Here is a 24842-nt window from a genome sequence, read left to right on the forward strand (position 1 = left end):
CATGCGGTCTTTATCTGGTGCTGTGCTGGCAGGTGGTCAGGCGCAGCGCATGGCGGGTGTGGAAAAGGGCTTACAGTGTTATCAAGGTAAACCTATGATATTGCGCGTAGCACAGGCCATGTCAGGGTTAACCTCGACGGTTGTGTTAAACGTAAATCGCCAGTTTGCGGATTATCAGGCGCTCGGTTATGAATGGGTAAAAGACGCCGAGACGTACGCCAATAGAGGGCCACTTTCTGGGTTGTGGAGTGTGCTCCATCGTGCCCGTAGTTCGCATTTATTAGTGGCACCTTGTGATACACCGAATATTTCTAGCGCGGCTTTTGCTGCGCTAAATGCCGCGAGCTTGGCGCAGCCAGAAAAGATACATTGCTTAGAAAGTGACAGTGGTATTCATCCTTTGCACGCGATTATGCCGGTTGAATCGGCGTTCTTGTCCTTGACGGATTTTTTGGCTAGCGGCGAGAAAAATAGCGTGTTGGCGTTTTACCGGCAACATGGTTATTGCTGTGTGCCGTGGCACTGTGACAGCGATTTACTGAACGTCAATTATCAGGCGCAGTTGGACGCAAACCTTCCCCCCGGCCAATTATGATTCGCTGGGGGTCTCGAGCGATTCTATGTCCAGTGTGTATGTTTCGCCGCCTTTTTCTTTGTGAGTCAATTTCACCAATAAAAAGTCATGGCTAGGGGCAAACCAAAACGAGGTTTGTTTCTTTGAATTGGCGTCTTTAATGCGCGTTACCTTGATCGCCTTAAGACGTCCTAGTGTGGTGTCTATGGTTTCGGTCTGCAAACGTTTGAAGCGCCAGTTCTTGGTGTAACCGCCGTCTGCAATTAAATAGCTTAAATTCGTTTTCCCTTGCTTTAAATCTTCTCGTATTTGCAATTGCACGCTGAGCTTATCGACCGTTTTGGGCTCGATTTTCATGCTCCAGGGTTTGTTTTTGATGTCGTTGCGAACCCGCATTTTTGACCAATCAAAAAGAAGCTCTGCCTTGCGCTTTTTGCCAAATGCACTGCTTTCATACAGGTAATGGGAGGGCACAATTTGGTACTGGTTGACAGAGAAGGTGCTGCGCTCGTTTAGAGACGCGAACAGGTTGTCGGCGGTAAAGGCAAAATGCCAGTTGCCGTTGGCTTCTTTGGTGAGTGTTTGTGTGCCTTTTACCTTAACGGTAATGCCTTTTTTCCAGACGGTGCTGTAGACCGCAGAATAGGGCGTGAGAAAAGCGTCTGACTTTTCGCTGGCACTGTAGGCAGGAAGTATGGGCAAGGCGAGTAAGCTTATAATGAGTGGTATTAGAATCTTATGAATGCCCATACGTTTTATTCCTACATTATTCAGGCACTTCTTTGTAATCGGCACCACTTTCGGGAAGCGGTTGGCCATCAAGAAGTGCTTTACCATTATTGACAGTTAATCTGCCTTCACTAAACCACTTTACCGCCAGCGGATAGATCACATGCTCAAGCTTATGAATCTTTTCTGCTAATGAATCGGCGGTGTCTGTCGCTTCTATTTGGGTTCTAGCTTGCACGATAACCGAACCGGCATCAAGCTCAGCACTGACAAAGTGCACAGAGACTCCATGTTCTTTATCATTCGCATCGATGGCGCGTTGATGCGTATCTAGCCCTTTATATTTCGGCAACAAAGAAGGGTGAATGTTGAGCATTCGGCCTTCGTAGTGACGGGTAAAGGAATCGGTTAAGATTCTCATGAAGCCAGCTAGAACAACGAGTTTAGGTTGGTATTGATCAATCACTTCTTGCAGTGACTGGTCAAATTCCTCTCGACTGCCAAAGCTTTTATGATCCAAAACATGAGTCGGTATGCCTGCTTTGCGGGCTCTTTCTAAGCCAAAAGCATCGGCTTTGTTGCTCACTACAGCGCTGATCGTAATGTCGAGCTTGCCTTGCAAGCTTTGATCAATCAAAGCTTGCAAGTTGCTACCGCTGCCAGAGATTAAGACAACGATGGGAAAACTCATGCATTGGCCTCAAGGTCGGAAATCAGTACTTCTTTTCCGCCATTGCGCTCGCAAATGTCACCGATGATCCAAGCGTTTTCGCCTTCTGCTTTTAAGATGGCTAAGGCTTGTTCTGCTTTGTCAGCGTCAATAGCAAGCACCATACCAACGCCACAGTTTAGGACGCGGTACATTTCTTCTTGCTCAACGTTACCTTGTTCTTGTAACCAATCGAACACGGCAGGGCGTTTCCAGCTGCTTGCATCAATGCGAGCGGCGGCGCTTTCTGGCAATACGCGTGGAATGTTTTCAAGCAAACCACCACCGGTAATGTGAGACAGCGCATTAACAGAAACGGATTCCATTAATTTCAGAATGGATTTCACATAAATGCGAGTAGGTTCCATTAGGGCGTCTTTTAGTGCCACACCGTCGATGTCTAGATTTAGATCGGCTTTGCTGACTTCAAGAATCTTACGGATCAAAGAGTAACCGTTTGAATGAGGGCCAGAAGAACCTAATGCAATTAAAGTGTCGCCAGCTTTTACATTGCTGCCATCAATAATGCCTTCTTCTTCAACAACGCCGACACAAAAACCCGCTAGGTCGTAGTCGCCATCGTGGTACATACCAGGCATTTCAGCGGTTTCGCCACCCACAAGGGCACAACCAGACTGAAGACAGCCTTCGCCAATGCCAGTGACCACATTGGCTGCCACGTCTATGTCTAGCTTACCTGTTGCGTAGTAATCTAAGAAAAGAAGTGGTTCTGCTCCAGCGACGATAAGGTCATTAACACACATCGCCACTAGGTCAATACCAATAGTGTCGTGTTTGTTAAGGTCCATAGCCAAGCGCAGCTTGGTGCCTACACCATCTGTGCCGGAAACAAGAATGGGGTTTTTGTATTTGGTTGGAAGACGAGTTAATGCGCCAAATCCACCCAATCCACCCATTACTTCAGGGCGACGAGTTTTTTTACTGACGCCTTTAATGCGCTCAACAAGTTGGTTGCCTGCGTTGATATCAACGCCCGCGTCTTTATAACTAATCGATGTTTTATCCGACTTGGTCATTGCCTATGCCTTATCATGGTACGAGGAAAAAAATGCATTTTAGCATAGTGACGCATTAGGGCTATGGTTCTTTGGTATTAAGACAGTAGAATAAGCAAATAAACGAAGGAAGGGTTATGAATTTTCGTATATTAATAGTTTTATTCAGTGTTTTTTTTGTGTCATTCGCCAATGCGGTTCCGGTTAAGCACCTTTATCGGGCTGAAATAAAATTGCCGGTGACCGATTCGGAAGCGCAAATGCTTAATGAAGCCTTTGCGCAAGCGGTTGAACAAGTGTTGGTTCGAGTGTCGGGGGACAAGGCGGCGATCACTGGCGACTTGTTAAAGCAGGCGCAGTCAGAGGCGCCGACTTGGGTTGCTCAGCATTCGGTTGTCGCATTAAGTCAATTGTTGCCTGTTGATGGTCAATTGGTCGCAGGAAAGCAAGTGACCGTGGTGTTTTATGCCGAATCCATTGATCGCTTTCTGTCGCAACACAATTTGCCTGTCTGGGGAGAAGATCGTCCGTCTGTATTAGTGTGGGCGGTGAGTGAAGACAGCGGTGTGCGTCAATTATCAGGTGCAAACGCACCGTCCGATCTGCTTAATAATCTGGCGTCGTCGGCGGCCATGTATGGCGTGCCTATTTACGCGCCCTTAATTGATTCGGTTGATAAGAATGCCATTTCATCAGCCGATGTATGGGGCTTTTTTGAAGGCAGTATAAGCAAAGCCAGTAAACGCTATCAAACAGACGCGGTGGCGGCCATTCGGGTGGCAGATTACGCGGGCAGTCTGAGTGGCAGCTTGCTGGTGCTATTAAGTGACGGCAGTTCTCAGCGCTTTACGTTGAGCGGCGATAATTTGTCGGCACTAACAGACCAAGCCAGCGCGGCGATGGCCAAAGTGTTTTCCACTCGTTATGCCGCGGTTCGAAACAACCAAGCGGAGAGTCGTATGACTGTCCAGGTGTCTGGGATCAACAGTTATAGTGCGTTAAACACAGTGCAAACCTACCTTGAAAGAGTCGGTGTGGTGAGAGATGTGTCCGTTGTGGGCGCTAAAGATGACGTGGTGCTCTTCTCGATCGCGATCAATGGCAGCAAGCAAAAGCTCATCAACAGCATCTCGTTAAACAGTGTGTTGCAGGTAACGAATCCGCCGCCAGTGGCTGTGTTGCCAACAGTGTCAGACACAGAGGCCAGTGCGCCGTCTGATGGCGAAACACCTGCGGTGATTGCACAACCTGTCGTCAGCACGCCCGAACCCGCTGCGGACGAATATTTTAAATACAATGGAGTTCAATAGTGACAGATGTAAATGAAGGCACAGTACAAACCGTCGACTTTTTTGCCCGTCCTGCCGATGAGCAGCAAGATTTTTTGCGTCAGACTTGGTGTAATGAGTGCATGGAAATGGACCTTGGGATGACCAACCCTGTGGAATACCAAGACAAGGATAAGGTTTGGATTGAAGGTGAGTGCGTTAAGTGTTCCGCCAAAGTAGTGACCGAGATAGTAGAAGAAGACGAGTAGTCTTTTTAGGGTAATGTAAAACAAAAAAAGCCGCGCTAGAAATAGCGCGGCTTTTTTATGCAAACTCAGTCGTCATTAACTACTTGTCAGTAGGGTAATTTCTTTCTGTTTTACCGACATACAGCTGACGAGGGCGGCCAATTTTGTAAGGGCTGCTGATCATTTCGTTCCAGTGAGAAATCCAGCCGATAGTACGAGACATGGCGAAAATCACCGTGAACATACTGGTTGGAATGCCAATGGCTTTCATGATGATACCTGAGTAGAAGTCTACGTTCGGGTAAAGCTTACGCTCTACGAAGTAAGGGTCTTCTAAGGCGATTTGCTCAAGACGCTTGGCAATTTTTAGCAATGGGTCATTTGACATGCCCAGTTCTGCTAATACTTGGTCACACGTTTCACGCATTACTTTGGCGCGAGGGTCAAAGTTTTTATAAACACGATGACCGAAGCCCATTAGACGGAATGGGTCGTTTTTGTCTTTCGCTTTTGCGATGAATTCGTCGATGTTTTCAACATCGCCAATTTCTTCAAGCATAGACAATACTGCTTCGTTGGCACCGCCGTGAGCAGGTCCCCAAAGCGTTGCAATGCCAGCGGCGATACAAGCGAATGGGTTAGCGCCAGAAGAACCGGCTAGGCGTACCGTAGAGGTCGATGCGTTTTGTTCATGGTCAGCGTGTAGGATGAAAATTCGATCCATGGCTTTCGCAAAAACAGGGTTAACAACATACTCTTCACAAGGTGTTGCAAACATCATGTACAAGAAGTTTTCTGCGTAAGATAAGTCGTTACGTGGGTACATAACTGGCTGATCTTTAGAGTATTTAAAACAAATAGCCGCCAGAGTTGGCATTTTCGAAATTAAACGAAAAGCCGCAATCTCACGGTGTTTTGGATTGCTAATGTCCATGTGGTCTTGGTAGAAAGCAGACAATGCACCTACTAGTCCGCACATGATCGCCATCGGGTGGGCATCGTTACGGAAGCCTTCGATAAACTTGTGCATAGATTGGTTCACCATAGTGTGATTACCAACCGTTCTTTCGAACTCTTCTTTTTGAGCTTTGTCTGGTAGCTCTCCATATAAAAGAAGGTAGCAGGTTTCTAAATAGTCAGAATGTTCTGCTAATTGTGCAATAGGGTAACCGCGGTGAAGCAAGATGCCTGCCTCGCCGTCGATATAAGTAATGGCAGATTCACATGAGCCTGTGGACATAAAGCCAGGGTCATAAGTGAAGATACCGTTTGAGCCTAGCGAGCGTACGTCAATAACGTCTGTGCCTAGCGTACCGGAAAGAACAGGTAATTCGATGGTTTTATCGATCCCATCTACTGTAAGTTGAGCTTTTTTATCGGCCATTTATGGTCTCCTTCATATTCTGATCCGAGGCTAAGAAGTGACAGAATTATGCGCTTAGCCCAGAAGGTGGGCAAAAAGTACTGTCTACGCACTATAAAAGTCAATCTTATGCATTTGCAAACTACTTGCATATTTGGTCTTTTGTTTGTAATTATCTGACAAAATGGGTGGTTTCCCTGTGGTTGAAAAATACGCTCGATGCGTTTAACCTATTGAAAAATAAGAGGTATTTGTCAAAAAAAACGGGATTATTTTTTGTAATTTAATACCATTATTGTTTTAGCTTATGGTTACATTCAGCTTGTGAATGATGACCATTGAAAACCCTTACTCTTGTCTATTTGTCTTAGTAAATTTTGCTGGTCTATAATTGCGGCTCCGATGATTTCATTGATTTGCCGACGTATTGAGATAAAGAGTAGTTGCTTTACCAAAACTCGTTTGCAAATCGATGGGATTTTCAAAGCAGGCCTATGATGCAGTAGCACTTTATAACAATGAGTGTGTATCTGCATATAGATATTGGGTCGTGATTGACCATTCAATCGATAAAATGGTGTAAAGAGTCGTGAGTAAAAAAAGACCAGTCAACCTTGATATTTCAACAATATCGCAGCCCGTAACAGCAATAGTATCAATTCTCCATCGTGCAACAGGAATCATTCTTTTCGTAGGTTTGATCTTCTTGTTTTATGCATTTGATGTCTCTTTAGAGTCTCAAGAAGGTTTTGATCACGTTGTTGATATGCTTCAAAACAACTTCCTAGCGAAGTTCATTATTTGGGGTGTTGTCTCCGCTTTGATGTACCACTTCGTAGCAGGTATTAAACACTTGTTTATGGATCTTGGTTATTTTGAAGAATTAGAAAGTGGGCGCCAAGCTGCCATCGCTAACCTAGTGATCGCTGCCGTCCTAATCGTTTTAGCAGGGGTGTGGATATGGTAACTCAAATCACAAGTTTCGGCCGTTCTGGTCTTTATGATTGGATGATGCAGCGTATTTCTGCTGTCGTTTTGTCCTTGTACACGGTTTTTATTATCGGTTACTTGTTGTTGCACCCTGATCTAACATTTGATCAGTGGAGTGCGTTATTCGAGACCACTTGGGTACGTATCTTTAGTTTAATGATGCTGCTGTCCATTGGTATGCACTCTTGGATTGGTTTGTGGTCTGTGTCAACCGACTACATTAAACCAACCGGTATTCGTTTCTTTTTTCAAGCGCTATGCGGTCTACTGATGTTTGTTTACATCGTATGGGGCATTCAGGTTCTTTGGGGGCTTTAAGTAATGGCAAATATTCGTACTATTTCTTTTGATGCCATTGTAATTGGTGGCGGTGGTGCTGGTATGCGCGCCGCATTGCAATTGACAGAATCCGGTTTAGACACGGCGTGTGTAACGAAAGTATTCCCAACGCGTTCACACACAGTTTCTGCACAAGGTGGTATTACCTGTGCAATCGCAAGTGAAGATCCAAATGATGATTGGCGCTGGCACATGTATGACACCGTAAAAGGGTCAGACTACATCGGTGACCAAGAAGCCATCGAGTACATGTGTTCTGTTGGTCCACAAGCGGTATTTGAGCTTGAGCACATGGGTCTACCTTTCTCTCGTAAAGAGAATGGTCGTATTTACCAACGTCCTTTTGGTGGCCAATCAAAAGATTTCGGTAAAGGCGGACAAGCGGCACGTACTTGTGCTGCGGCTGACCGTACTGGTCACGCTTTGCTACACACGCTTTACCAAGCAAACTTGAAAGGCGGTACTACTTTCCTAAATGAGTGGTACGCAACTGACCTTGTGAAAAACAGTGAAGGCGCCGTTGTTGGTGTTATCGCAATCTGTATTGAATCAGGCGAAACGGTTTACCTTAAAGCAAAAGCAACGGTATTGGCGACAGGTGGTGCGGGTCGTATCTTCCAGTCTACAACCAATGCACACATCAACACTGGTGATGGTGTTGGTATGGTGTTGCGCGCTGGTTTCCCTGTTCAAGACATGGAAATGTGGCAGTTCCACCCAACGGGCATTTACGGTGCCGGTACACTTGTGACAGAAGGTTGTCGCGGTGAAGGTGGCTACTTGATTAACAAAGACGGCGAGCGTTTCATGGAGCGTTATGCGCCAAACGCGAAAGACCTTGCCGGTCGTGACGTAGTCGCACGTTCTATGATTCTTGAAATCCTAGAAGGTCGTGGCTGTGGTCCAGAAGGCGATCACGTATTGCTTAAACTTGATCACCTAGGTGAAGAAACGTTGAACAAACGTCTTCCTGGTATCCTAGAGTTGTCTCGTACTTTTGCTCACGTAGATCCAGTAAAAGAGCCGATTCCAGTAATTCCTACTTGTCATTACATGATGGGTGGTGTGCCAACTAACATCAGTGGTCAAGCGCTAATGCAAAGCGACTCAGGCGAAGATGTGATCATCGATGGTTTGTATGCATGTGGCGAAATCGCGTGTGTATCTGTCCACGGTGCGAACCGTCTAGGTGGTAACTCACTGCTTGATTTGGTGGTCTTTGGTCGTGCTGTTGGTTTGCATGTTAAGAAGGTGCTAGACGCTGGTTTTGACACGCTTAATGCTAACGACACGGACATTGAAAAAGCCATGGCTCGTTTAAACCGTCTGAATAATTCGACTGGCGGCGAAGATGTTGCTACGGTTCGTGCAGAACTTCAAAAAGTCATGCAGTTGTACTTTGGCGTATTCCGCGAAGGTGCGATGATGCAGAAAGGCTTGAAAGCGCTTGAAGAGATCCGTAAGCGTGTAGAAAACCTAAACCTTAGCGATAAGAGTCAGGCGTTTAACACCGCACGTGTTGAAGCACTTGAGCTTGAGAACTTGTTAGAAGTGGCAGAAGCAACCGCTATTCCAGCAGAATTCCGTAAAGAAAGTCGTGGTGCGCATGCCCGTAATGACTTTACTGAGCGTGATGATGAAAACTGGTTGAAACACTCATTGTTCCATCCTGCGAGCAAAGCAGTTACGAAACGTGACGTAAACTTTGGACCGAAAACGATGGAAGCTTTTCCACCTACAGTTCGTTCATACTAAGGAGTAATTGGAATGTTAGTTAGTATTTATCGTTACAATCCTGAAGTGGACGATGCTCCATACATGAAGGATTACCAGATTGATCTGCCAGAAGGCAAAGATCTGATGGTTCTGGATGTGTTGAACTTGTTGAAAGCTCAAGATCCTAGTATTTCTTACCGCCGCTCATGCCGTGAAGGTGTGTGTGGTTCTGATGGCATGAACATGTCAGGTAAAAATGGTCTGGCTTGTATTACCACGGTTTCAGAAGCTGCGAAGAACGGCAAGCTTGTCTTGCGTCCGCTTCCAGGCTTGCCAGTAATACGCGACCTAGTAGTTGATATGGGACAGTTCTACAAACAGTACGAAAAAATTCGTCCTTTCCTTATCAACGATACGCCAGTACCAGCGATTGAACGTTTGCAAAGTCCTGAAGAGCGTGAAAAGCTTGACGGCCTTTATGAATGTATCTTGTGTGCATGTTGTTCTACGGCGTGTCCATCATTCTGGTGGAACCCTGATAAGTTTGTCGGACCTTCTGGTTTGCTACAGGCTTACCGCTTCTTAGCAGACAGCCGTGACACAGCAACACAAGAGCGCTTAGGCGAATTAGATGACCCGTTCAGTGTTTTCCGTTGCCACGGCATCATGAACTGTGTCAACGTTTGCCCTAAAGGATTAAATCCTACAAAAGCAATTGGTAACATTCGTACCATGCTTTTGCAAAGAGCGACTTAAGTAATAAATGGTTCACTTTATTGTAATAGAGTGAATTATGCTCAGGCGGCTTGAATCTAGTCTTCAATGCCGCCGTTTTTGCATCTTTCGGTGTAGAGAACTGAGTAAAAAGAATTTAAAATTTGTCCTCTGCTTGCAGGGATGTACTTAGAGAAACCATAGCGGTTATTGCTTCGGCAAACAGTGTCACGGAGGTGTGCTGTCGACATGGTTTGGTATGAAATGCAATGGGACAGAAATGGTGACAAATTGACAATAAATCGAGGCTTTAACAGCCTTACGGGCCTGATAAAGTGATCGATCGAACATGATGGATTCATACCGGGACCCCGGTAGCTGGCTCGAACATAAGGGTGATCGAGAATGCACGAAAGTTTAATGGAGTTGCTATGGGGCACCTCTCATTTTTCAGGTGGTAACTTGGAATACGTTGAGGGGTTGTTTGAAAGCTACCTAGTCGATCCGAACTCAGTATCGGAAGAGTGGAGAAAATGTTTTGATCAGTTGCCTCGCGTTAGCGAAGCACAGTCAACAGATCTTCCTCATTCAGTGATTCAACAGCAGTTCTTGGAACTTGGCAAAAACAAGTTTCGCTCAATGCCTGTTTCAACAGGTACAGCAGCCGGTTCTGATCACGAACAAAAACAAATTAATGTTCTTCAATTAATTGACGCTTACCGAGTACGAGGTCATCAGCACGCATCGCTTGATCCATTAGGATTGCAAAAGCGTGAAAAAGTGGCTGATTTAGACATTAGTTATCATCAGTTAACTGGTGCGGACTTTGATACTCAATTTAAAACGGGTTCTTTGTTCTTTAATAAAGACTCAATGAAGTTAAGCGAAATCATCGCTGAACTTGAAAAAACCTACTGCGGAAGCATAGGTTATGAATTCATGCACATTGTTGATACGCAAGAAAAAGCGTGGCTTCAACAGCGTGTAGAATCAGTAAGATCCTGCCCTGAATATTCTAAAGAAACACGTCAAAATCTTCTTGAGCGTTTAACCGCAGCAGAAGGTCTAGAAAAATACCTAGCAAGTCGTTACCCAGGTGCTAAGCGCTTTGGTCTTGAAGGCGGTGAAAGTTTAATTCCTATGGTGAATGAGTTAATTCAACGTTCTGGCGCACTGGGTGCGAAAGAAGTTGTGATTGGCATGGCTCACCGTGGTCGCTTAAACGTCTTGGTTAACACCTTAGGTAAAAGCCCTAAAGACTTGTTTGATGAATTTGAAGGCAAGTTGAAGCTGGTTAAAACATCTGGTGACGTTAAATACCACCAAGGTTTCTCTTCTAATGTGATGACTGCTGGCGGCGAAGTACATATCGCGCTTGCGTTTAACCCGTCTCACTTAGAAATCGTTTCACCTGTTGTTGAAGGTTCCGTTCGCGCTCGTCAAGATCGCCGCAAGGACACAACAGGTAAAGCAGTGGTGCCTATCTCTATCCACGGTGATGCCGCTTTTGCAGGTCAGGGCGTTGTTATGGAGACATTCCAGATGTCTCAGACACGTGGCTACCACACAGGTGGTACGGTTCACATTGTGATCAACAACCAAGTTGGTTTCACGACGAACCGTCAAGACGATTCGCGCTCAACAGAGTACGCAACCGATGTTGCGAAAATGATCCAAGCGCCTATCTTCCATGTAAACGGTGACGATCCAGAAGCGGTATTGTTTATTACTCAGCTGGCATTGGATTACCGTTACGAGTTTGGCCGTGATGTTGTGATTGACATGGTTTGTTACCGTCGTCGTGGTCATAACGAAACAGACGAGCCTTCTGGTACTCAGCCTCTAATGTACAGCGTGATCAGCAAGTTGCCGACGACGCGTACGCTTTATTCAAATCGTTTGATCGCTGAAAATGTGGTTACCGAAGCGGAATCTGCTGGCATGGTAAGCGAAAACCGTGAAGACTTGGATAACGGTCGTCACGTTGCTAAGAGCTTGGTGTTAGAACCAAAATCTGATTTGTTTGTTGATTGGAAACCTTACTTAGGTGTCGAATGGACAGACGCGGGTGATACCAGCTACCCACTTGCTAAATTGCAAGAAGTGGCTAAGAAGTTGACCGTGATTCCTGATGGTATTGTGGTTCAGCGTCAAGTGCAGAAAATCTACCAAGACCGCGATAAAATGACCGCCGGCGCCTTACCTCTAAACTGGGGTTACGCTGAGACGCTAGCCTTTGCGACCTTGTTAGAGCAGGGCTACCCGCTGCGTATTACCGGTCAGGATTCTGGTCGTGGTACTTTCTCGCATCGTCATGCTGTGATCCATAGTCAAAAAGACGGCAGTACCTTTGTTCCTCTGAAACATGTATCTGAAAGTCAGCCTACTATGGACTTGTACGATTCATACTTGTCAGAAGAAGCGGTATTGGCTTTTGAATATGGCTACTCAACAACAGCGCCAAAAGGGCTTGTTATTTGGGAAGCACAGTTCGGTGATTTTGCTAACGGTGCGCAAGTGGTTATTGACCAATTTATTACCAGTGGTGAGCACAAGTGGGGACGTTTATGCGGCCTAACAATGCTGTTGCCTCATGGTTATGAAGGTCAAGGTCCTGAGCATTCATCCGCAAGATTAGAGCGCTTTTTGCAGTTGTGTGCTGAATACAACATTCAAGTATGTGTTCCTACAACGCCAGCGCAAATCTTCCACATCTTACGCCGTCAAGCGATTCGCCCAATGCGTCGTCCGCTTGTTATTATGTCTCCTAAAAGTTTGCTGCGTCATAAGCAAGCGATCTCAACGTTAGAAGACTTGGCAGAAGGTAGCTTCAAAACGGTATTGCCTGATACATCCGAAACGATGGTTGCAGACAAAGTAAAACGTATTGTCCTATGTAGCGGCAAGATTTATTACGATTTGATCAACCGTCGTACAGAACTTGAAAAAGACGATGTTGTTGTGATTCGCTTGGAGCAATTGTACCCGTTCCCATACGATGACCTAGAGTCAGAGTTAGAGCAGTACAAAAATGTTGAGAGCCTAGTTTGGTGTCAAGAAGAGCCGAAAAACCAAGGTGCTTGGCATGCCAATCGTCACCGTATGAACCGAGTATTGGAAAAACTGTACCCAGAGCTGAAAATTCGTTTCGCAGGCCGTATTTCGTCTGCTGCGCCAGCCGCTGGTTATATGTCTATCCATGTTGAAGAACAAGAAGCGCTGGTTAACGACGCATTAGTTGGCTAGCACCATAGCCTGTCAGAGAGATAAGGGTATCAAATGAGTATCGAAATTAAAGCACCTACTTTTCCAGAATCTGTAGCAGACGGTACCGTCGCTACTTGGTACAAACAACCAGGTGAAGCCTGTGCTCGTGATGAGCATATCGTCGACATCGAAACCGATAAAGTTGTCTTAGAAGTGGTTGCACCTGCTGATGGTGTACTAAAAGACGTACTGAAAGCGGAAGGCGATCTTGTACTAAGTGACGAAGTGTTGGCTATTTTCGAATCTGGCGCAGCGGCTTCTGCTGCACCAGCTGAAAAAGCAGCGGCACCTGCAGCGGCCGCCGCAGCGCCTGCTGCTGCGCAAGAAAGTGTGCAAATTAAAACACCAAGTTTCCCTGAATCTGTTGCCGACGGCACAGTAGCAACTTGGTACAAGCAGCCAGGTGAAGCCTGTGCACGCGATGAGCACATCGTTGATATCGAAACCGATAAAGTGGTTCTAGAAGTGGTTGCGCCTGCAGACGGTGTGATCGGTGAGATTCTAAAAGCTGAAGGCGAAACGGTACTAAGCAACGAAATTCTAGCGAATTTCCTAGTAGGCGCTACTGGTGCAGCAGCACCGGTTGCCGCCGCAGCGCCAGCCGCTGCCGCCGCAGAATCTGATGAAGACGGTGTAGCAGGTCCTGCTGCTCGTAAAGCATTGGCTGAAGCAGGTTTGACGACAGCACAAGTAAAAGGCACTGGTAAAGGCGGACGCATCACTAAAGAAGACGTCGATGCAGCAGTGAAAGCGAAACCAGCAGCAGCGCCAGCGGCGAAAGCAGCGGCACCAGCGCCAGTCGCAGCACTAGGAGAAGAAGGTCGCATCGAAAAACGCGTTCCTATGACTCGTCTTCGCGCTACGATTGCTAAGCGTCTTGTTGAAGCGCAACAAACAGCGGCACTATTGACGACTTATAACGAAGTCAACATGGGCCCGATCATGGAACTTCGTAAGAAGTACAAAGATCTGTTCATTAAAACGCACAATGGCACTAAGCTTGGTTTTATGTCTTTCTTCGTGAAAGCCGCGACAGAAGCGCTAAAACGCTTCCCTGCCGTGAACGCCTCTATCGATGGCAACGACATGGTTTACCATGGTTACCAAGATATCGGTGTTGCTGTATCGACTGACCGTGGTCTAATGGTGCCAGTGCTTCGTAACACAGAAGCGATGGGACTTGCTGATATCGAGTCAACTATCATGGACTTCGCACTACGCGGACGTGATGGCAAGCTTGGTATGAATGATATGCAAGGTGGTACTTTCACTATCACTAACGGCGGAACATTCGGTTCTTTGCTATCAACGCCAATCATTAACCCACCACAAACAGCGATCTTGGGCATGCACAAAATCCAAGAGCGTCCAATGGCGGTTAATGGTCAAGTTGTCATCCAACCTATGATGTACCTAGCGCTTTCTTATGACCACCGTATGATCGATGGTAAAGAAGCGGTGCAGTTCTTGGTGACGATTAAAGACCTTCTAGAAGACCCATCTCGTCTGCTACTTGAAATCTAAGCGATTTGCTCAGTATTTGAAGTGTAAGTGGTTGAAATCTAAGTATTCGCACCAATTTTAAAGGTACGAATTGATTTTGCGGCAACCCTTGAGGGTTGTCGCAGTTCGACAAGATAAATGGAAACGCATTATGTCTACTAAATTTGATGTTATTGTTATTGGTGGCGGCCCTGGTGGTTACGTTGCTGCTATCCGTGCGGCTCAATTAGGCCTAAAAACGGCTTGTATCGAAAAGTGGTTAGACAAAGAAGAGAAGCCTCGTTTGGGCGGAACTTGTTTGAACGTGGGTTGTATCCCATCAAAAGCGCTTTTGGATTCTTCACACAAATACCATGATGCTAAAGCGTCTTACGGCGTTCACGGTATTAGCGTTGGCGATGTGGCTATGGATGTAAATACCATGGTTGATCGTAAAGACAAAATTGTTGATCAATTGACAAGCGGCATTGCAGGTCTTTTCAAATCCAATGGCGTTACTAGCCTTGAAGGTTTTGGTAAAGTACTGGCGAACAAAAAAGTTGAATTCACAGCGCATGACGGTACCGTTACTGTTATGGACGCAGAAAACGTGATTTTGGCAACAGGTTCTATTCCGGTTGATATCCCACCTGCACCACAAACGGGTGACATCATCGTTGATAACGTTGGTGCGTTGGAATTCCGTGAAGTACCTAAGCGTCTTGGCGTTATCGGTGCTGGCGTAATCGGTCTAGAGTTGGGTTCTGTATGGGCTCGCCTTGGTTCTGAAGTCGTTGTATTGGAAGCGCAGGATTCTTTCCTAAGCGTTTGTGACCAAGACGTAGCGAAAGAAGCGGCTAAGATCTTCAAAAAACAAGATCTAGACATTCGCCTAGGCGCTCGCGTAACTGGCAGCCAAATCAACGGTGAAGAAGTAGAAGTAACTTACCTTGATGCAAAAGGTGAAGAGCAGAAGCAAACGTTCGACAAATTGATCGTTGCGGTTGGCCGTAAGCCATTCACTCAAGGTTGTTTCTCTGACGATTCTGGCGTCAAGCTAGATGAGCGTGGTTTCGTATTCGTTGATGAGCAATGCCGTACTTCTGTACCTGGCGTATTTGCTATCGGTGATATCGTTCGTGGTCCAATGTTGGCACACAAAGCATCTGAAGAAGGTGTGATGGTGGCAGACATTATTGCTGGTCACAAAGCGCAAATGAACTACGATTGCATTCCTTCTGTTATTTACACTCACCCAGAACTTGCTTGGGTTGGTAAAAACGAACAGGAATTGAAATCAGAAGGCGTTAAATACAAAGTTGGTAAATTCCCATTCGCGGCGTCTGGTCGTGCAATGGCTGCTAACGACACTGACGGTTTTGTTAAAATCATTGCTGATGAAGAAACAGATCGCATCTTGGGTTGCCATATCATTGGTGGCCATGCGGCTGACTTGATCGCACAAGCGGTAATTGCAATGGAATTTGGCTCTACAGCGGAAGACATCGCCTTGACTGTATTTGCTCACCCAACAGTAAGTGAAGCAGTACACGAAGCGGCGTTGGCAGTAGATGGTCATGCCATCCACATTGCAAACCGTAAAAAGCGTTAATAAAAAATTAGATTTGCCGGCCTTGTGCCGGTAATTTCTGTCTTAACAGACAGAGCTTATGTCAATCATTCAGATGAGCGGAAGAATCAAATGAACTTACATGAATATCAGGCTAAACAGCTTTTTGCTGAATACGGTCTGCCAGTATCTAAAGGGTACGCAGTAGACACGCCAGAAGCGGCAGTCGAAGCAGCGAAAACAATTGGCGGTGACAAATGGGTTGTTAAAGCTCAGGTTCATGCTGGCGGTCGCGGTAAAGCAGGTGGTGTAAAACTTGTTGATTCTTATGAAGAAGTTGCAGCATTTACAGAACATTGGTTAGGTAAAAACCTAGTTACTTACCAAACAGACGAAAACGGCCAGCCAGTGGCTAAGATTCTTGTTGAATCTTGCACTGACATTGCTAACGAATTGTACCTTGGTGCTGTTGTTGACCGTTCTACTCGTCGTGTTGTTTTCATGGCGTCTACTGAAGGCGGCGTTGAGATTGAGAAAGTAGCTGAGGAAACGCCTGAGCTAATCCACAAAGCGATCATCGATCCTTTGGTTGGCGCTCAACCTTACCAAGCTCGTGAATTAGCATTTAAATTGGGTCTTAACCCAGCTCAAATCAAACAGTTCACTAAAGTGTTCCTTGGTTTGTCTCAAATGTTCCACGACTACGACTTTGCATTGCTAGAAATCAACCCTCTAGTAATCACTGACGAAGGTAACCTTCATTGCCTAGACGGCAAAATCGGCATCGACAGCAACGCTGTTTACCGTCAGAAGAAAATGCAAGAGTTCCACGATCCATCTCAAGAAGATGAGCGTGAAGCACATGCAGCACAATGGGAACTTAACTATGTTGCTCTAGACGGAAACGTTGGCTGCATGGTAAACGGTGCCGGCCTAGCAATGGGTACAATGGACATCGTTAATCTACACGGCGGCAAGCCAGCTAACTTCCTAGACGTTGGTGGCGGCGCGACAAAAGAACGTGTTGCTGAAGCGTTCAAAATCATCCTTTCTGATGACAATGTTAAAGCCGTTTTGGTTAACATTTTCGGTGGTATCGTTCGTTGTGACATGATCGCTGAAGGTATTATCGGTGCGGTAGAACAAGTAGGCGTTACAGTGCCTGTTGTTGTACGTCTTGAAGGTACGAATGCTGACCTTGGTCGCGAAGTACTAGCGAAATCTGATCTTGATATCATTGCAGCTACAAGTCTTAAAGATGCAGCTATTCAAGTTGTTAAAGCTGCGGAGGGCAAATAATGTCTGTATTAATTAATAAAGATACTAAAGTTATCTGTCAGGGTTTTACTGGCGGACAAGGTACTTTCCATTCTGAGCAAGCGATTGCTTACGGAACAAAAATGGTTGGTGGTGTAACTCCAGGTAAAGGTGGTCAAACTCACCTAGGCCTACCTGTTTTCAATACAGTAAAAGAAGCAGTAGAACAAACTGGCGCTGAAGCGTCTGTTATCTACGTTCCAGCTCCTTTCTGTAAAGATTCTATTCTTGAAGCGGCTAACTCTGGTATCAAACTAATCGTTTGTATCACTGAAGGTATCCCGACTCTTGATATGCTTGACTGTAAAGTTGCGTGTGATTCTCTAGGTGTTCGTCTTATCGGCCCTAACTGCCCAGGCGTAATCACTCCTGGCGAATGTAAAATCGGCATCATGCCTGGCCATATCCACATGCCAGGTAAAGTAGGTATCGTATCTCGTTCTGGTACTTTGACTTACGAAGCGGTTAAGCAAACAACGGACGCTGGTTTCGGTCAGTCTACTTGTGTTGGTATCGGTGGCGACCCAATCCCAGGCACTAACTTCATCGACGTATTGGAAATGTTCCAAAACGATCCTCAGACTGAAGCGATTGTTATGATCGGTGAAATCGGTGGTACTGCTGAAGAAGAAGCGGCTGCTTACATCAAAGCAAACGTGACTAAGCCTGTTGTATCTTACATTGCTGGTGTTACTGCACCTGCTGGTAAGCGTATGGGTCACGCTGGCGCGATCATCTCTGGCGGTAAAGGTACTGCTGATGAGAAATTTGCTGCTCTAGAAGACGCAGGTGTTAAAACTGTACGTTCTCTAGCTGACATCGGTGCTGGCCTTAAAGAACTTACTGGCTGGTAAGTTGCTTGCCTAGCTAGATACTCTCTAGTTAGATCGGCTTAGACAACTAGCCTTTAGGCTAATAGTTCTAGACCAACAGCTATAGTAAAATCCCTGCTTCGGCAGGGATTTTTTTTTGCTTTTTTATCACCTAAATAGAGCGCTTGGTTTATGATGAATTGCCCTTTTTGTTCAGCGTCAAATTTATGCGATCGAGATGGTGAGTGCTGGTGTTTTGTGGTGGCGGTTCCTGCTTCATTGTTGTCCCTTTTGCCTGAGTCATCTGTTGGCCGTGATTGCATCTGCCAGTCTTGTCTTGAGCGATATAAAAGTGACCCAGATGCGTTTGTTATCGAATACAAAGCCCGTGTTTAAATTTTCTTAAAACAATTAAAAGAGACAGTGGATGAATGATTCAGAAAGCGTCAAATACGATATTACGGTAGTCGGAGGTGGCATCGTTGGTTTATCAACCGCTTGGCAGCTGCAGCAACGTTATCCCATGTATCGGATTTTATTGTTAGAAAAAGAACAGGAAGTGGCGCAGCATCAAACGGGTCATAACTCAGGTGTGATTCATGCGGGTGTGTATTACGCGCCGGGCAGCTTAAAAGCCTCTTTCTGTAAGCAAGGCGCCGCCGCAACCAAAGCTTTTTGCCAACAGCACGGCATTGAATTTGAAGAATGTGGCAAGCTGATTGTCGCCACCAACGCCGCAGAAGAAGAGCGCATGAACGCGCTTTATGCCCGTTGCCAAGAAAATGAACTGGAAGTCTTTCGTCTGGATCGCGATGCCCTGTATCGCCGAGAACCCAATGTAAAAGGGGTGGCCGCCTTATTTGTCCCTGCGACGGGGATTGTCAATTATCGAGAGATTTGCCAAAAATTAGCCGAACTGTTTGTGCAAAAAGGCGGCGAAATCCGTTTTGGCTGCAAGGTTTCAGCGTTGCAAGAAAGCCATGAAAAAGTCTCTATCCATGTTGGCAGTGACTTAATCAATACCCGTTATCTGGTGTGCTGTGCAGGGTTAATGGCCGACAGACTGACGCGTATGTTGAAGATTCCTACTGATTTTCAAATCATTCCGTTTCGTGGTGAATATTATCAATTACCGCGCAAACACAGCCAAATCGTAAACCATCTTATTTACCCGGTTCCTGATCCTGAATTGCCATTTCTAGGCGTGCACTTAACTCGAATGATCGATGGCTCGGTCACAGTAGGGCCCAATGCCGTGCAAGGCTGGAAGCGTGAAGGTTATGGCGCGATTAATATTAGCCCACGAGATATTTGGGACATGGTGCGCTTTCCTGGTTTCTGGCGTTTGATCGGACAGAATTGGCAAGTAGGGCTAAAAGAGACCAAAAATTCTTGGTTTAAAGCCGGTTATTTGGCCCAAGTACGAAAGTACTGTGAGCAAATCACATTGGAAGATTTGCAAGATTACCCAGCGGGCATTCGTGCTCAAGCGGTGATGAGTGATGGCAGCCTAGTGCATGATTTTCTGTTTGCGAATAGCCCACGATCTTTGCATGTGTGTAATGCACCGTCTCCTGCTGCGACCAGTGCTTTTCCGATCGGTAACTATATAGTGGACAAGCTGGACGACCTGATGACGACTGTGTAGTTCGCAAGGAATAGGGAATAAATATGACAGGGTTTGCGTGTCGTGGGCGCTTCGAGCTAGAGTGCTGCCTATCGGACAACAGATATTGAGAGCACGAAATGCAGAGAATAAAGAACAGGATGCAGTCAAAAATATGGGTGCGTGGGGTCGTCGCCAGCGTGTTAGTAACACAGTTGAGTGCGTGTGGAACCTTACTTTATCCAGAGCGAAGAGGGCAGACCACAGGCACGATAGACGTGGGTGTTGCCCTATTGGATGCGGTCGGTTTGCTGTTCTTTTTTGTACCTGGCGTGGTCGCGTTTGGCGTGGATTTTGTGACCGGAGGCATTTACCTGCCAGGTGGCCGAGTCGCGACATTAACCCCAGAAGAGAGGCAGCGAGTCACACGAGGCAAAGACGCCATCGATGTGGCCGCCTTTAAGCAGGTATTGGCGGAACGTGATGATTTAGCCTTACCGGCAATAGTGTCATCGGACCGTTTAAAAGCGGTGTCTATGTCGTCACAAGAAGCCATGATGAACGCACTGCATGACATGGCTCCTAATCAACAATTGGCACTCGCCAAGGTCTATCGATAGTCTCTCGTTATTGGCTATTCGCCTCTAAAGCTTGGTACAGTGTTTTGAGTTGCTCTGCGTTGCTTGTGTGGTGATGCAATTGTACCAATCTGGTATTGGACGCAGAGATGTCTGCTATTAACTCAGGGGTTAATTCAGGCTGTTGGCCGTCTATGGCAACAACCAGCTGCGCTTGATACTTGTCGGCCAAGGTCATTAAGTCGCTAGGATAATACACTGTGATGCCATGTACTTGGGTCTTGTTGGTCCAAGGTTCTTCATCAATAAGCGCCACTATGCGAATGTCTTTTGCTTCTTCTTGAAGGTATTTGGCCAATGAGAAGCTAGGGTAATCAATGCCGATGAGAATAATGGGGTAGGTGATTGTCTGACGTTGAAAAATGTTTTTTGCCCATTGGCAGATTCGATTCATTTCGTTTCCTCCAGAAAGATGGGAGAGTTAATGCGCATAGTCTATGTTAAAAGCAGAGAGTATTTGCTTTCTTGCAACGTTAAACGCTTTATTTAAATAAAGGAGACGCGTTATGGATACATCATCTCACACGATTTTAGGCTTATTTGCACAACTAGGTTTAGGTGAAGAGCAAGCGGATGTCGATCAGTTTGTCGACGCCCACGGCGGTTTGCCTAGTACGGTGCAATTAACCGAAGCGAGTTGTTTTAATGATTCTCAAAAGACCTTTCTAAGCCAAGAGTGGTCCAAAGACTCTGAGTGGGCGGCGGCGATTGATGAGTTGAATGCTTTGTTGCGTTAAACCGCGACGATTTTCGTGTAGCGTTGTTTGGGGCGACCGCCAGTTTTGTAGTCCAAGCTCATTTCAACAAGCCCTTGGGCTTCTAAATACTCCAAATAACGCCTCGCGGTAATGCGGCTTAAATGAATCGCATTGCCTATTTCCTCCGCGGTAAATGTGGCTTCTTGCCGTTCTTCTAAGTGCCTGTTCAGCACATCCAATGTTTTCTGATCGATGCCTTTCGGGGTTTTGCGACTCTTGTCCAAATGGGTTTGCTTACGAAATAGGGCATCAATGCTTTGTTGGTCGATCTTGATCGCTTTGGAAAGCTGCTGACGCAACTCGGTATAGTCTGACAACGCTTGTAAGACTCGCGACATGCGAATGGGTTTAACCAGATAATCCATCACGCCCAGTTGAATGCTTCTTTCAATAGTGCTGGTTTCGCGTTCGGCTGTGGTCATGATAAAAGCGCCATGAAAACCGTCGCTTTTTAGCGTGCGGATTAAATCGATGCCATTGCCGTCCGGTAATGTGATGTCCACCATCACCAGTTCTGGGGAAAAAGCCTGCGCTTTGATTTTAGCGTCAGACAGGCTTTCACACACCGCCACAACCTCAAAATTCGGATGTTGATTAATGGTGTTCTCAAGCACATAGCTGGCGCGAATATCGTCTTCTACTATCATGACAGGAATGATGTTCATTGGGAGAGAGCCTGCTTATCTAAATATACGCTAAATACCGTGGTGTTTGCTTCACTGCGTTCCCAGTCTAAGCTGCCTTGGTATTGATCTACAATCTTCTTCACCAAGTATAACCCGATACCGTGTTGTTCTGAGCTATGTTTGCTGCTGATACCAAAATCTAAAATGCGGTTTTCCAGATCTTTCGCAATGCCTGCCCCTGAGTCTTCTACCTCGATCATGATGTGGGCGCTGCGATCGCTAATATACAGGCTGATTTCAGGCCTGCGTTTTTCTCGGTTGGTCCAAGCGGCCAACAAGGCATTATCAATCAGGTTGCCAACCAGGGTGACCAGACTCTCAGAAGTGTGAGGAGAATAGTCGCTAAGCTGGCAATCGTTATCGACATGAAAGGTGATGTTCGAGTCGATGGCTTTGCTGTATTTGGCCAAGATCAGGCCTGCGATGGCGCTGCTTTCTATGGATTGAATGATTTGGCGCAGTATTTTTTGATAGCCATCGCTTTCTTGTTGCAAGTACTCAATGGCTTCTTTGTAGCGCTCTGCTTGCAGCATGCCAGATAATACATTGAGGCGATTGGAGTACTCGTGTGTTTTGGTGCGCAGCAAATCGGCGTAGTTTTTGGTGGTAATCAGCTCTTGCTCAAGGGATTTCTCTTCGTGGTTTGGGTAAAACACGATGACGTAACCAAACTGGTCTTTTTTATGCTGCATTGGGTACAGGTTAGCAATGAAATTGAGCTTCCCTAGGCTGAATGAGCGTTTGCTAATTTGCCCTTTGGCTTCTAATGCAAAGTGCGACAAATGCTGTGAATGCAGACTCAGACATTCTCCTACCACTTGTTGTCTGCTGGGGATGTTTTTGTCCAGCCATTCGACCGCTGTGCTATTGATGGCGGTAATGTGTTGGTGCTCATCAATGGCGACAATGCCATCGCGGATACTGTCCAGCAGAAGCTCTTGCTCCTTGAACTTTTGCACAATTTCTTCGGGTTCTAACGAGAGAAATGTCCGCTTTAACTTGATCAATAAGAAAACCGCAATGACGATGCAAAGCAAATACACAAACCCCACTAACAGTCCGGTTTCTTTAAGGTGGCTGTAAATAAGCGTGCTGGTAGATTGCGACAAATAGCCGATGCTAATCGCGCCAATGATCTTGCCCTGGTGACGAATCGGAATGGAGTTTCGAATCGCTTTACCTAAGGTGCCGGTGGCGACGCAGGTGTTGTCTTTTCCTTCATGCAGGGCGGGTAAGATGTCATCGCCGACAAACGCTTTACCGACTCGTTCAGGGGTAGGGTGACTGAGACGAATGCCCTTTTTGTTCACCACAACAATATAAGAGGCATCGGTTTGAGCGCGCAGGGTCTCAATGTAGTGTTCGATGTCGTTTGAGGTGCCTTGATTGCTTAGCTCAACCGCTTGAATCACCTTCTCATTATGGGCAATGACTCGACCGAGTTCTAAACCCCGTTGAGTAATGCCTTCTAAGTAGGCATTTTGAAGGGAATAGCCCAGCACCAAACCCACTACAATCACAATGAGCGTAACGGTCGATAGGGTAATAAGGGCAAGATAAGACTTAAGCGTCATGCGTGCATCAAGGTCAAAATGATTGGGGACGCGATTATACAGCATGAACTAAGAAGAGATAAGAGAAGGGGGCGGCTCGCCCCCTTCTTAACGGTGATTACGCCAGTGCTTGCACAACAAGGGTGGCCAGAATCAGCATAAAGGCACCGCCAATACGCGAGGAAATCTGAGCAAAAGGCATCAGCTGCATACGACGGCTCGCCGCCAATACCGCAACATCGCCAGTACCGCCCATGTTTGCCATGCAAAGACCGCCAGTGATCGCCGCTTCGATTGGGTAAAAGCCCATCATCCAGCCGATCAAGCCTGCGCCAATGACCGCACCCAAGACAGTGACAAACACCAACACAAAGTACATAGGCGTTAAGGCCGCTAGGATTTGGTCTAGGTTGGTGTAAGCCACACCGATACCAACCAGCAAAGCAGGAGTCAGGTTACCCACCACAAATTTGTACCAAGCGTGAGCAGAGTCTTCGAACGCTTTTGGCATCAAGCCAGAGACCTTAATCAGCGCGATCGAAATGATCATTAATGCATAAGGGTGCATCGGAATGGCCATAGACAGCAGCGTGCCAAAGAAGAACATAGAGATTGCCAAGAGCGCACCAATGGCCAGCATTTTAAGATCAATAGTGGCGTCTTTCTCTTCGCTTTCTACTTCAGCAGCAGCACCACGAATAAGCTCGCCGTTGCCCGTCAAACTTGGCATCACCTGGCCCAGTTTGTTGAGCAAACCTGCCATTACGATGGCGATGGCATTACCAATGGCCAGCGCTGGCACCATTTGAGACATTAAAGTCTGCGCATCCATACCGGTTTTGCCAGACATGATTTGCACCAAAGGCACTGCGCCTGCACCCATGCCGCCACCCATAATAGGCAAGGCAATGAGCATCACTGAGTCGTAGAAGCTTTTGCCAACCAAGACGCCCACAAGACCGGTTAATAAGCAGGCAACCGCGGCAGAACCCAAAATAACAGGAATGTATTTTAACGCGGCTTTTTTCAGCGTCTGTGTGCTCATGCCAAAAATCGAGCCGGTGACTAGGCTGGCAACGTAAAAGGCAAGAAAACCACCGCTCTTCATGAAGGTCGTGATTTGGTCGGCGGTTTGGGAAGGAAAGACGCCTTTATGGAAAAGGTAAGAAGAACCAAAGATTACCACGATGGCGCCGCCACCGAAAAATTGGCTGATAATAGGCGTTCTATCGCCAATATAATTTAGGATAAAACCGATAATGGCCATGGCACCTAATGCGCCAATCATGCCACCTGGCATTTTATTTTCAAAAGTAGCGAACAATATAATCGCGGCAGCAATGGCCAAGATAACTTTTTGAGCGCCTTGATTTGGCGCCTGCACAGTATCGTTTGTAATCATGGAGATCTCACTTTCTGTTTGTTTTATTTGTGCGGCGCAGTCTATCAATCTTCTTCTGAAGCGGAAGTCATCGACTTGTTAATGA

The 24842-nt window shown here is 46.3% G+C and carries 24 protein-coding genes; 16 read left to right on the forward strand and 8 right to left on the reverse strand.

Features of this window, described 5'->3' with window-relative positions; genetic code table 11:
- Position 1: 1 nt before the first annotated feature.
- Positions 2–595 (forward strand): molybdenum cofactor guanylyltransferase, encoded by a 594-nt coding sequence (gene mobA / locus E0D71_RS09805; protein ID WP_133003125.1) that lies wholly within the window; start codon positions 2–4, stop codon positions 593–595.
- Here mobA and E0D71_RS09810 read toward each other — a convergent pair.
- Genes E0D71_RS09810 through purM form a run of 3 tightly spaced genes read right to left on the reverse strand, consistent with a single transcriptional unit; the run spans position 590 to position 3049 of the window.
- Positions 590–1324, reverse strand: a complete 735-nt coding sequence (locus E0D71_RS09810) for a DUF3108 domain-containing protein (protein ID WP_133003126.1) — start codon at positions 1322–1324, stop codon at positions 590–592. The two genes, mobA and E0D71_RS09810, sit on opposite strands and share 6 nt — an antisense overlap.
- Positions 1325–1340: 16 nt before the next feature.
- Positions 1341–1994 (reverse strand): phosphoribosylglycinamide formyltransferase, encoded by a 654-nt coding sequence (gene purN / locus E0D71_RS09815; RefSeq protein ID WP_133003127.1) that lies wholly within the window; start codon positions 1992–1994, stop codon positions 1341–1343.
- Positions 1991–3049, reverse strand: a complete 1059-nt coding sequence (gene purM, locus E0D71_RS09820; protein ID WP_133003128.1) for a phosphoribosylformylglycinamidine cyclo-ligase — start codon at positions 3047–3049, stop codon at positions 1991–1993. Before purM ends, purN begins: the two co-directional genes overlap by 4 nt.
- A gap of 116 nt (positions 3050–3165) precedes the next feature.
- On the opposite strand from purM, the gene E0D71_RS09825 reads away from it, so the two are divergent.
- Complete coding sequence (locus E0D71_RS09825; protein ID WP_133003129.1) at positions 3166–4338, forward strand: DUF2066 domain-containing protein; 1173 nt, start codon at positions 3166–3168, stop codon at positions 4336–4338.
- Positions 4338–4565, forward strand: coding sequence for a hypothetical protein (locus E0D71_RS09830; RefSeq protein ID WP_133003130.1), 228 nt, complete (start codon positions 4338–4340; stop codon positions 4563–4565). The genes E0D71_RS09825 and E0D71_RS09830 overlap by 1 nt, the downstream gene beginning before the upstream one ends.
- A gap of 79 nt (positions 4566–4644) precedes the next feature.
- Here E0D71_RS09830 and gltA read toward each other — a convergent pair whose 3' ends face one another.
- Positions 4645–5928, reverse strand: a complete 1284-nt coding sequence (gltA, locus tag E0D71_RS09835; protein WP_133003131.1) for a citrate synthase — start codon at positions 5926–5928, stop codon at positions 4645–4647.
- A gap of 568 nt (positions 5929–6496) precedes the next feature.
- Between gltA and sdhC the strand changes: the two genes are divergently transcribed.
- The 12 genes from sdhC to E0D71_RS09895 all read left to right on the forward strand — a co-directional run bounded on the left by sdhC (position 6497) and on the right by E0D71_RS09895 (position 20340).
- Positions 6497–6874 (forward strand): succinate dehydrogenase, cytochrome b556 subunit, encoded by a 378-nt coding sequence (gene sdhC / locus E0D71_RS09840; RefSeq protein WP_133003132.1) that lies wholly within the window; start codon positions 6497–6499, stop codon positions 6872–6874.
- A complete protein-coding gene (gene sdhD, locus E0D71_RS09845; protein WP_133003133.1) occupies positions 6868–7215 on the forward strand; it encodes a succinate dehydrogenase, hydrophobic membrane anchor protein in 348 nt (115 codons plus the stop codon). Before sdhC ends, sdhD begins: the two co-directional genes overlap by 7 nt.
- A 3-nt stretch (positions 7216–7218) precedes the next feature.
- Positions 7219–8991: a succinate dehydrogenase flavoprotein subunit gene (gene sdhA / locus E0D71_RS09850; protein WP_133003134.1), complete on the forward strand. Its 1773-nt coding sequence runs from the start codon at positions 7219–7221 to the stop codon at positions 8989–8991.
- A 12-nt stretch (positions 8992–9003) separates the two neighbouring features.
- Complete coding sequence (locus tag E0D71_RS09855) at positions 9004–9708, forward strand: succinate dehydrogenase iron-sulfur subunit (protein WP_133003135.1); 705 nt, start codon at positions 9004–9006, stop codon at positions 9706–9708.
- A 363-nt stretch (positions 9709–10071) separates the two neighbouring features.
- The gene (locus E0D71_RS09860; RefSeq protein WP_133003136.1) at positions 10072–12912 is read left to right on the forward strand and encodes a 2-oxoglutarate dehydrogenase E1 component; all 2841 of its coding nucleotides are present in this window, start codon (positions 10072–10074) and stop codon (positions 12910–12912) included.
- A gap of 33 nt (positions 12913–12945) precedes the next feature.
- Positions 12946–14457: a 2-oxoglutarate dehydrogenase complex dihydrolipoyllysine-residue succinyltransferase gene (gene odhB / locus E0D71_RS09865; protein WP_133003137.1), complete on the forward strand. Its 1512-nt coding sequence runs from the start codon at positions 12946–12948 to the stop codon at positions 14455–14457.
- A gap of 130 nt (positions 14458–14587) precedes the next feature.
- Entirely contained in the window at positions 14588–16027 is a 1440-nt protein-coding gene (gene lpdA, locus E0D71_RS09870; RefSeq protein ID WP_133003138.1) for a dihydrolipoyl dehydrogenase, read from the forward strand.
- Positions 16028–16117: 90 nt separating this feature from the next.
- Positions 16118–17284, forward strand: a complete 1167-nt coding sequence (gene sucC / locus E0D71_RS09875) for an ADP-forming succinate--CoA ligase subunit beta (protein WP_133003139.1) — start codon at positions 16118–16120, stop codon at positions 17282–17284.
- The gene (sucD, locus tag E0D71_RS09880) at positions 17284–18156 is read left to right on the forward strand and encodes a succinate--CoA ligase subunit alpha (protein WP_133003140.1); all 873 of its coding nucleotides are present in this window, start codon (positions 17284–17286) and stop codon (positions 18154–18156) included. The genes sucC and sucD overlap by 1 nt, the downstream gene beginning before the upstream one ends.
- Before the next feature lie 150 nt (positions 18157–18306).
- Positions 18307–18510, forward strand: coding sequence for a cysteine-rich CWC family protein (locus E0D71_RS09885; protein ID WP_133003141.1), 204 nt, complete (start codon positions 18307–18309; stop codon positions 18508–18510).
- 31 nt (positions 18511–18541) lie between these two features.
- Positions 18542–19762: an L-2-hydroxyglutarate oxidase gene (gene lhgO / locus E0D71_RS09890; protein ID WP_133003142.1), complete on the forward strand. Its 1221-nt coding sequence runs from the start codon at positions 18542–18544 to the stop codon at positions 19760–19762.
- Positions 19763–19881: 119 nt separating this feature from the next.
- Positions 19882–20340, forward strand: coding sequence for a polyribonucleotide nucleotidyltransferase (locus E0D71_RS09895; RefSeq protein WP_133003143.1), 459 nt, complete (start codon positions 19882–19884; stop codon positions 20338–20340).
- 7 nt (positions 20341–20347) lie between these two features.
- On the opposite strand, the gene E0D71_RS09900 is transcribed toward E0D71_RS09895, so the two are convergent.
- Entirely contained in the window at positions 20348–20752 is a 405-nt protein-coding gene (locus E0D71_RS09900; protein WP_133003144.1) for a hypothetical protein, read from the reverse strand.
- A 112-nt stretch (positions 20753–20864) separates the two neighbouring features.
- Here E0D71_RS09900 and E0D71_RS09905 point away from each other — a divergent pair, with 112 nt between their 5' ends.
- Complete coding sequence (locus E0D71_RS09905; RefSeq protein ID WP_133003145.1) at positions 20865–21095, forward strand: DUF2789 family protein; 231 nt, start codon at positions 20865–20867, stop codon at positions 21093–21095.
- Here E0D71_RS09905 and E0D71_RS09910 read toward each other — a convergent pair.
- The 3 genes from E0D71_RS09910 to E0D71_RS09920 form a co-directional block, all read right to left on the reverse strand.
- The gene (locus E0D71_RS09910; RefSeq protein ID WP_133003146.1) at positions 21092–21781 is read right to left on the reverse strand and encodes a response regulator; all 690 of its coding nucleotides are present in this window, start codon (positions 21779–21781) and stop codon (positions 21092–21094) included. The genes E0D71_RS09905 and E0D71_RS09910 overlap by 4 nt on opposite strands.
- The gene (locus E0D71_RS09915; protein ID WP_133003147.1) at positions 21778–23376 is read right to left on the reverse strand and encodes a sensor histidine kinase; all 1599 of its coding nucleotides are present in this window, start codon (positions 23374–23376) and stop codon (positions 21778–21780) included. The genes E0D71_RS09910 and E0D71_RS09915 overlap by 4 nt, the downstream gene beginning before the upstream one ends.
- A gap of 97 nt (positions 23377–23473) precedes the next feature.
- Positions 23474–24757, reverse strand: coding sequence for a 2-hydroxycarboxylate transporter family protein (locus tag E0D71_RS09920; RefSeq protein WP_133003148.1), 1284 nt, complete (start codon positions 24755–24757; stop codon positions 23474–23476).
- Positions 24758–24842 lie beyond the last annotated feature (85 nt).

Origin of the sequence: Marinomonas sp. KMM3893, from assembly GCF_004352855.1 — a bacterium.
GTDB lineage: Bacteria > Pseudomonadota > Gammaproteobacteria > Pseudomonadales > Marinomonadaceae > Marinomonas > Marinomonas arenicola.

What these genes read in the sequence shown, in the direction of transcription:
- mobA (WP_133003125.1), top strand. Translation starts at nt 2, where the DNA reads ATGCGGTCTTTATCTGGTGCTGTGCTGGCAGGTGGTCAGGCGCAGCGC.
- E0D71_RS09810 (WP_133003126.1), bottom strand. Translation starts at nt 1,324, where the DNA reads ATGGGCATTCATAAGATTCTAATACCACTCATTATAAGCTTACTCGCC.
- purN (WP_133003127.1), bottom strand. Translation starts at nt 1,994, where the DNA reads ATGAGTTTTCCCATCGTTGTCTTAATCTCTGGCAGCGGTAGCAACTTG.
- purM (WP_133003128.1), bottom strand. Translation starts at nt 3,049, where the DNA reads ATGACCAAGTCGGATAAAACATCGATTAGTTATAAAGACGCGGGCGTT.
- E0D71_RS09825 (WP_133003129.1), top strand. Translation starts at nt 3,166, where the DNA reads ATGAATTTTCGTATATTAATAGTTTTATTCAGTGTTTTTTTTGTGTCA.
- gltA (WP_133003131.1), bottom strand. Translation starts at nt 5,928, where the DNA reads ATGGCCGATAAAAAAGCTCAACTTACAGTAGATGGGATCGATAAAACC.
- sdhD (WP_133003133.1), top strand. Translation starts at nt 6,868, where the DNA reads ATGGTAACTCAAATCACAAGTTTCGGCCGTTCTGGTCTTTATGATTGG.
- sdhA (WP_133003134.1), top strand. Translation starts at nt 7,219, where the DNA reads ATGGCAAATATTCGTACTATTTCTTTTGATGCCATTGTAATTGGTGGC.
- E0D71_RS09855 (WP_133003135.1), top strand. Translation starts at nt 9,004, where the DNA reads ATGTTAGTTAGTATTTATCGTTACAATCCTGAAGTGGACGATGCTCCA.
- E0D71_RS09860 (WP_133003136.1), top strand. Translation starts at nt 10,072, where the DNA reads ATGCACGAAAGTTTAATGGAGTTGCTATGGGGCACCTCTCATTTTTCA.
- odhB (WP_133003137.1), top strand. Translation starts at nt 12,946, where the DNA reads ATGAGTATCGAAATTAAAGCACCTACTTTTCCAGAATCTGTAGCAGAC.
- lpdA (WP_133003138.1), top strand. Translation starts at nt 14,588, where the DNA reads ATGTCTACTAAATTTGATGTTATTGTTATTGGTGGCGGCCCTGGTGGT.
- sucC (WP_133003139.1), top strand. Translation starts at nt 16,118, where the DNA reads ATGAACTTACATGAATATCAGGCTAAACAGCTTTTTGCTGAATACGGT.
- sucD (WP_133003140.1), top strand. Translation starts at nt 17,284, where the DNA reads ATGTCTGTATTAATTAATAAAGATACTAAAGTTATCTGTCAGGGTTTT.
- E0D71_RS09885 (WP_133003141.1), top strand. Translation starts at nt 18,307, where the DNA reads ATGATGAATTGCCCTTTTTGTTCAGCGTCAAATTTATGCGATCGAGAT.
- lhgO (WP_133003142.1), top strand. Translation starts at nt 18,542, where the DNA reads ATGAATGATTCAGAAAGCGTCAAATACGATATTACGGTAGTCGGAGGT.
- E0D71_RS09895 (WP_133003143.1), top strand. Translation starts at nt 19,882, where the DNA reads ATGCAGTCAAAAATATGGGTGCGTGGGGTCGTCGCCAGCGTGTTAGTA.
- E0D71_RS09900 (WP_133003144.1), bottom strand. Translation starts at nt 20,752, where the DNA reads ATGAATCGAATCTGCCAATGGGCAAAAAACATTTTTCAACGTCAGACA.
- E0D71_RS09905 (WP_133003145.1), top strand. Translation starts at nt 20,865, where the DNA reads ATGGATACATCATCTCACACGATTTTAGGCTTATTTGCACAACTAGGT.
- E0D71_RS09910 (WP_133003146.1), bottom strand. Translation starts at nt 21,781, where the DNA reads ATGAACATCATTCCTGTCATGATAGTAGAAGACGATATTCGCGCCAGC.
- E0D71_RS09915 (WP_133003147.1), bottom strand. Translation starts at nt 23,376, where the DNA reads ATGACGCTTAAGTCTTATCTTGCCCTTATTACCCTATCGACCGTTACG.
- E0D71_RS09920 (WP_133003148.1), bottom strand. Translation starts at nt 24,757, where the DNA reads ATGATTACAAACGATACTGTGCAGGCGCCAAATCAAGGCGCTCAAAAA.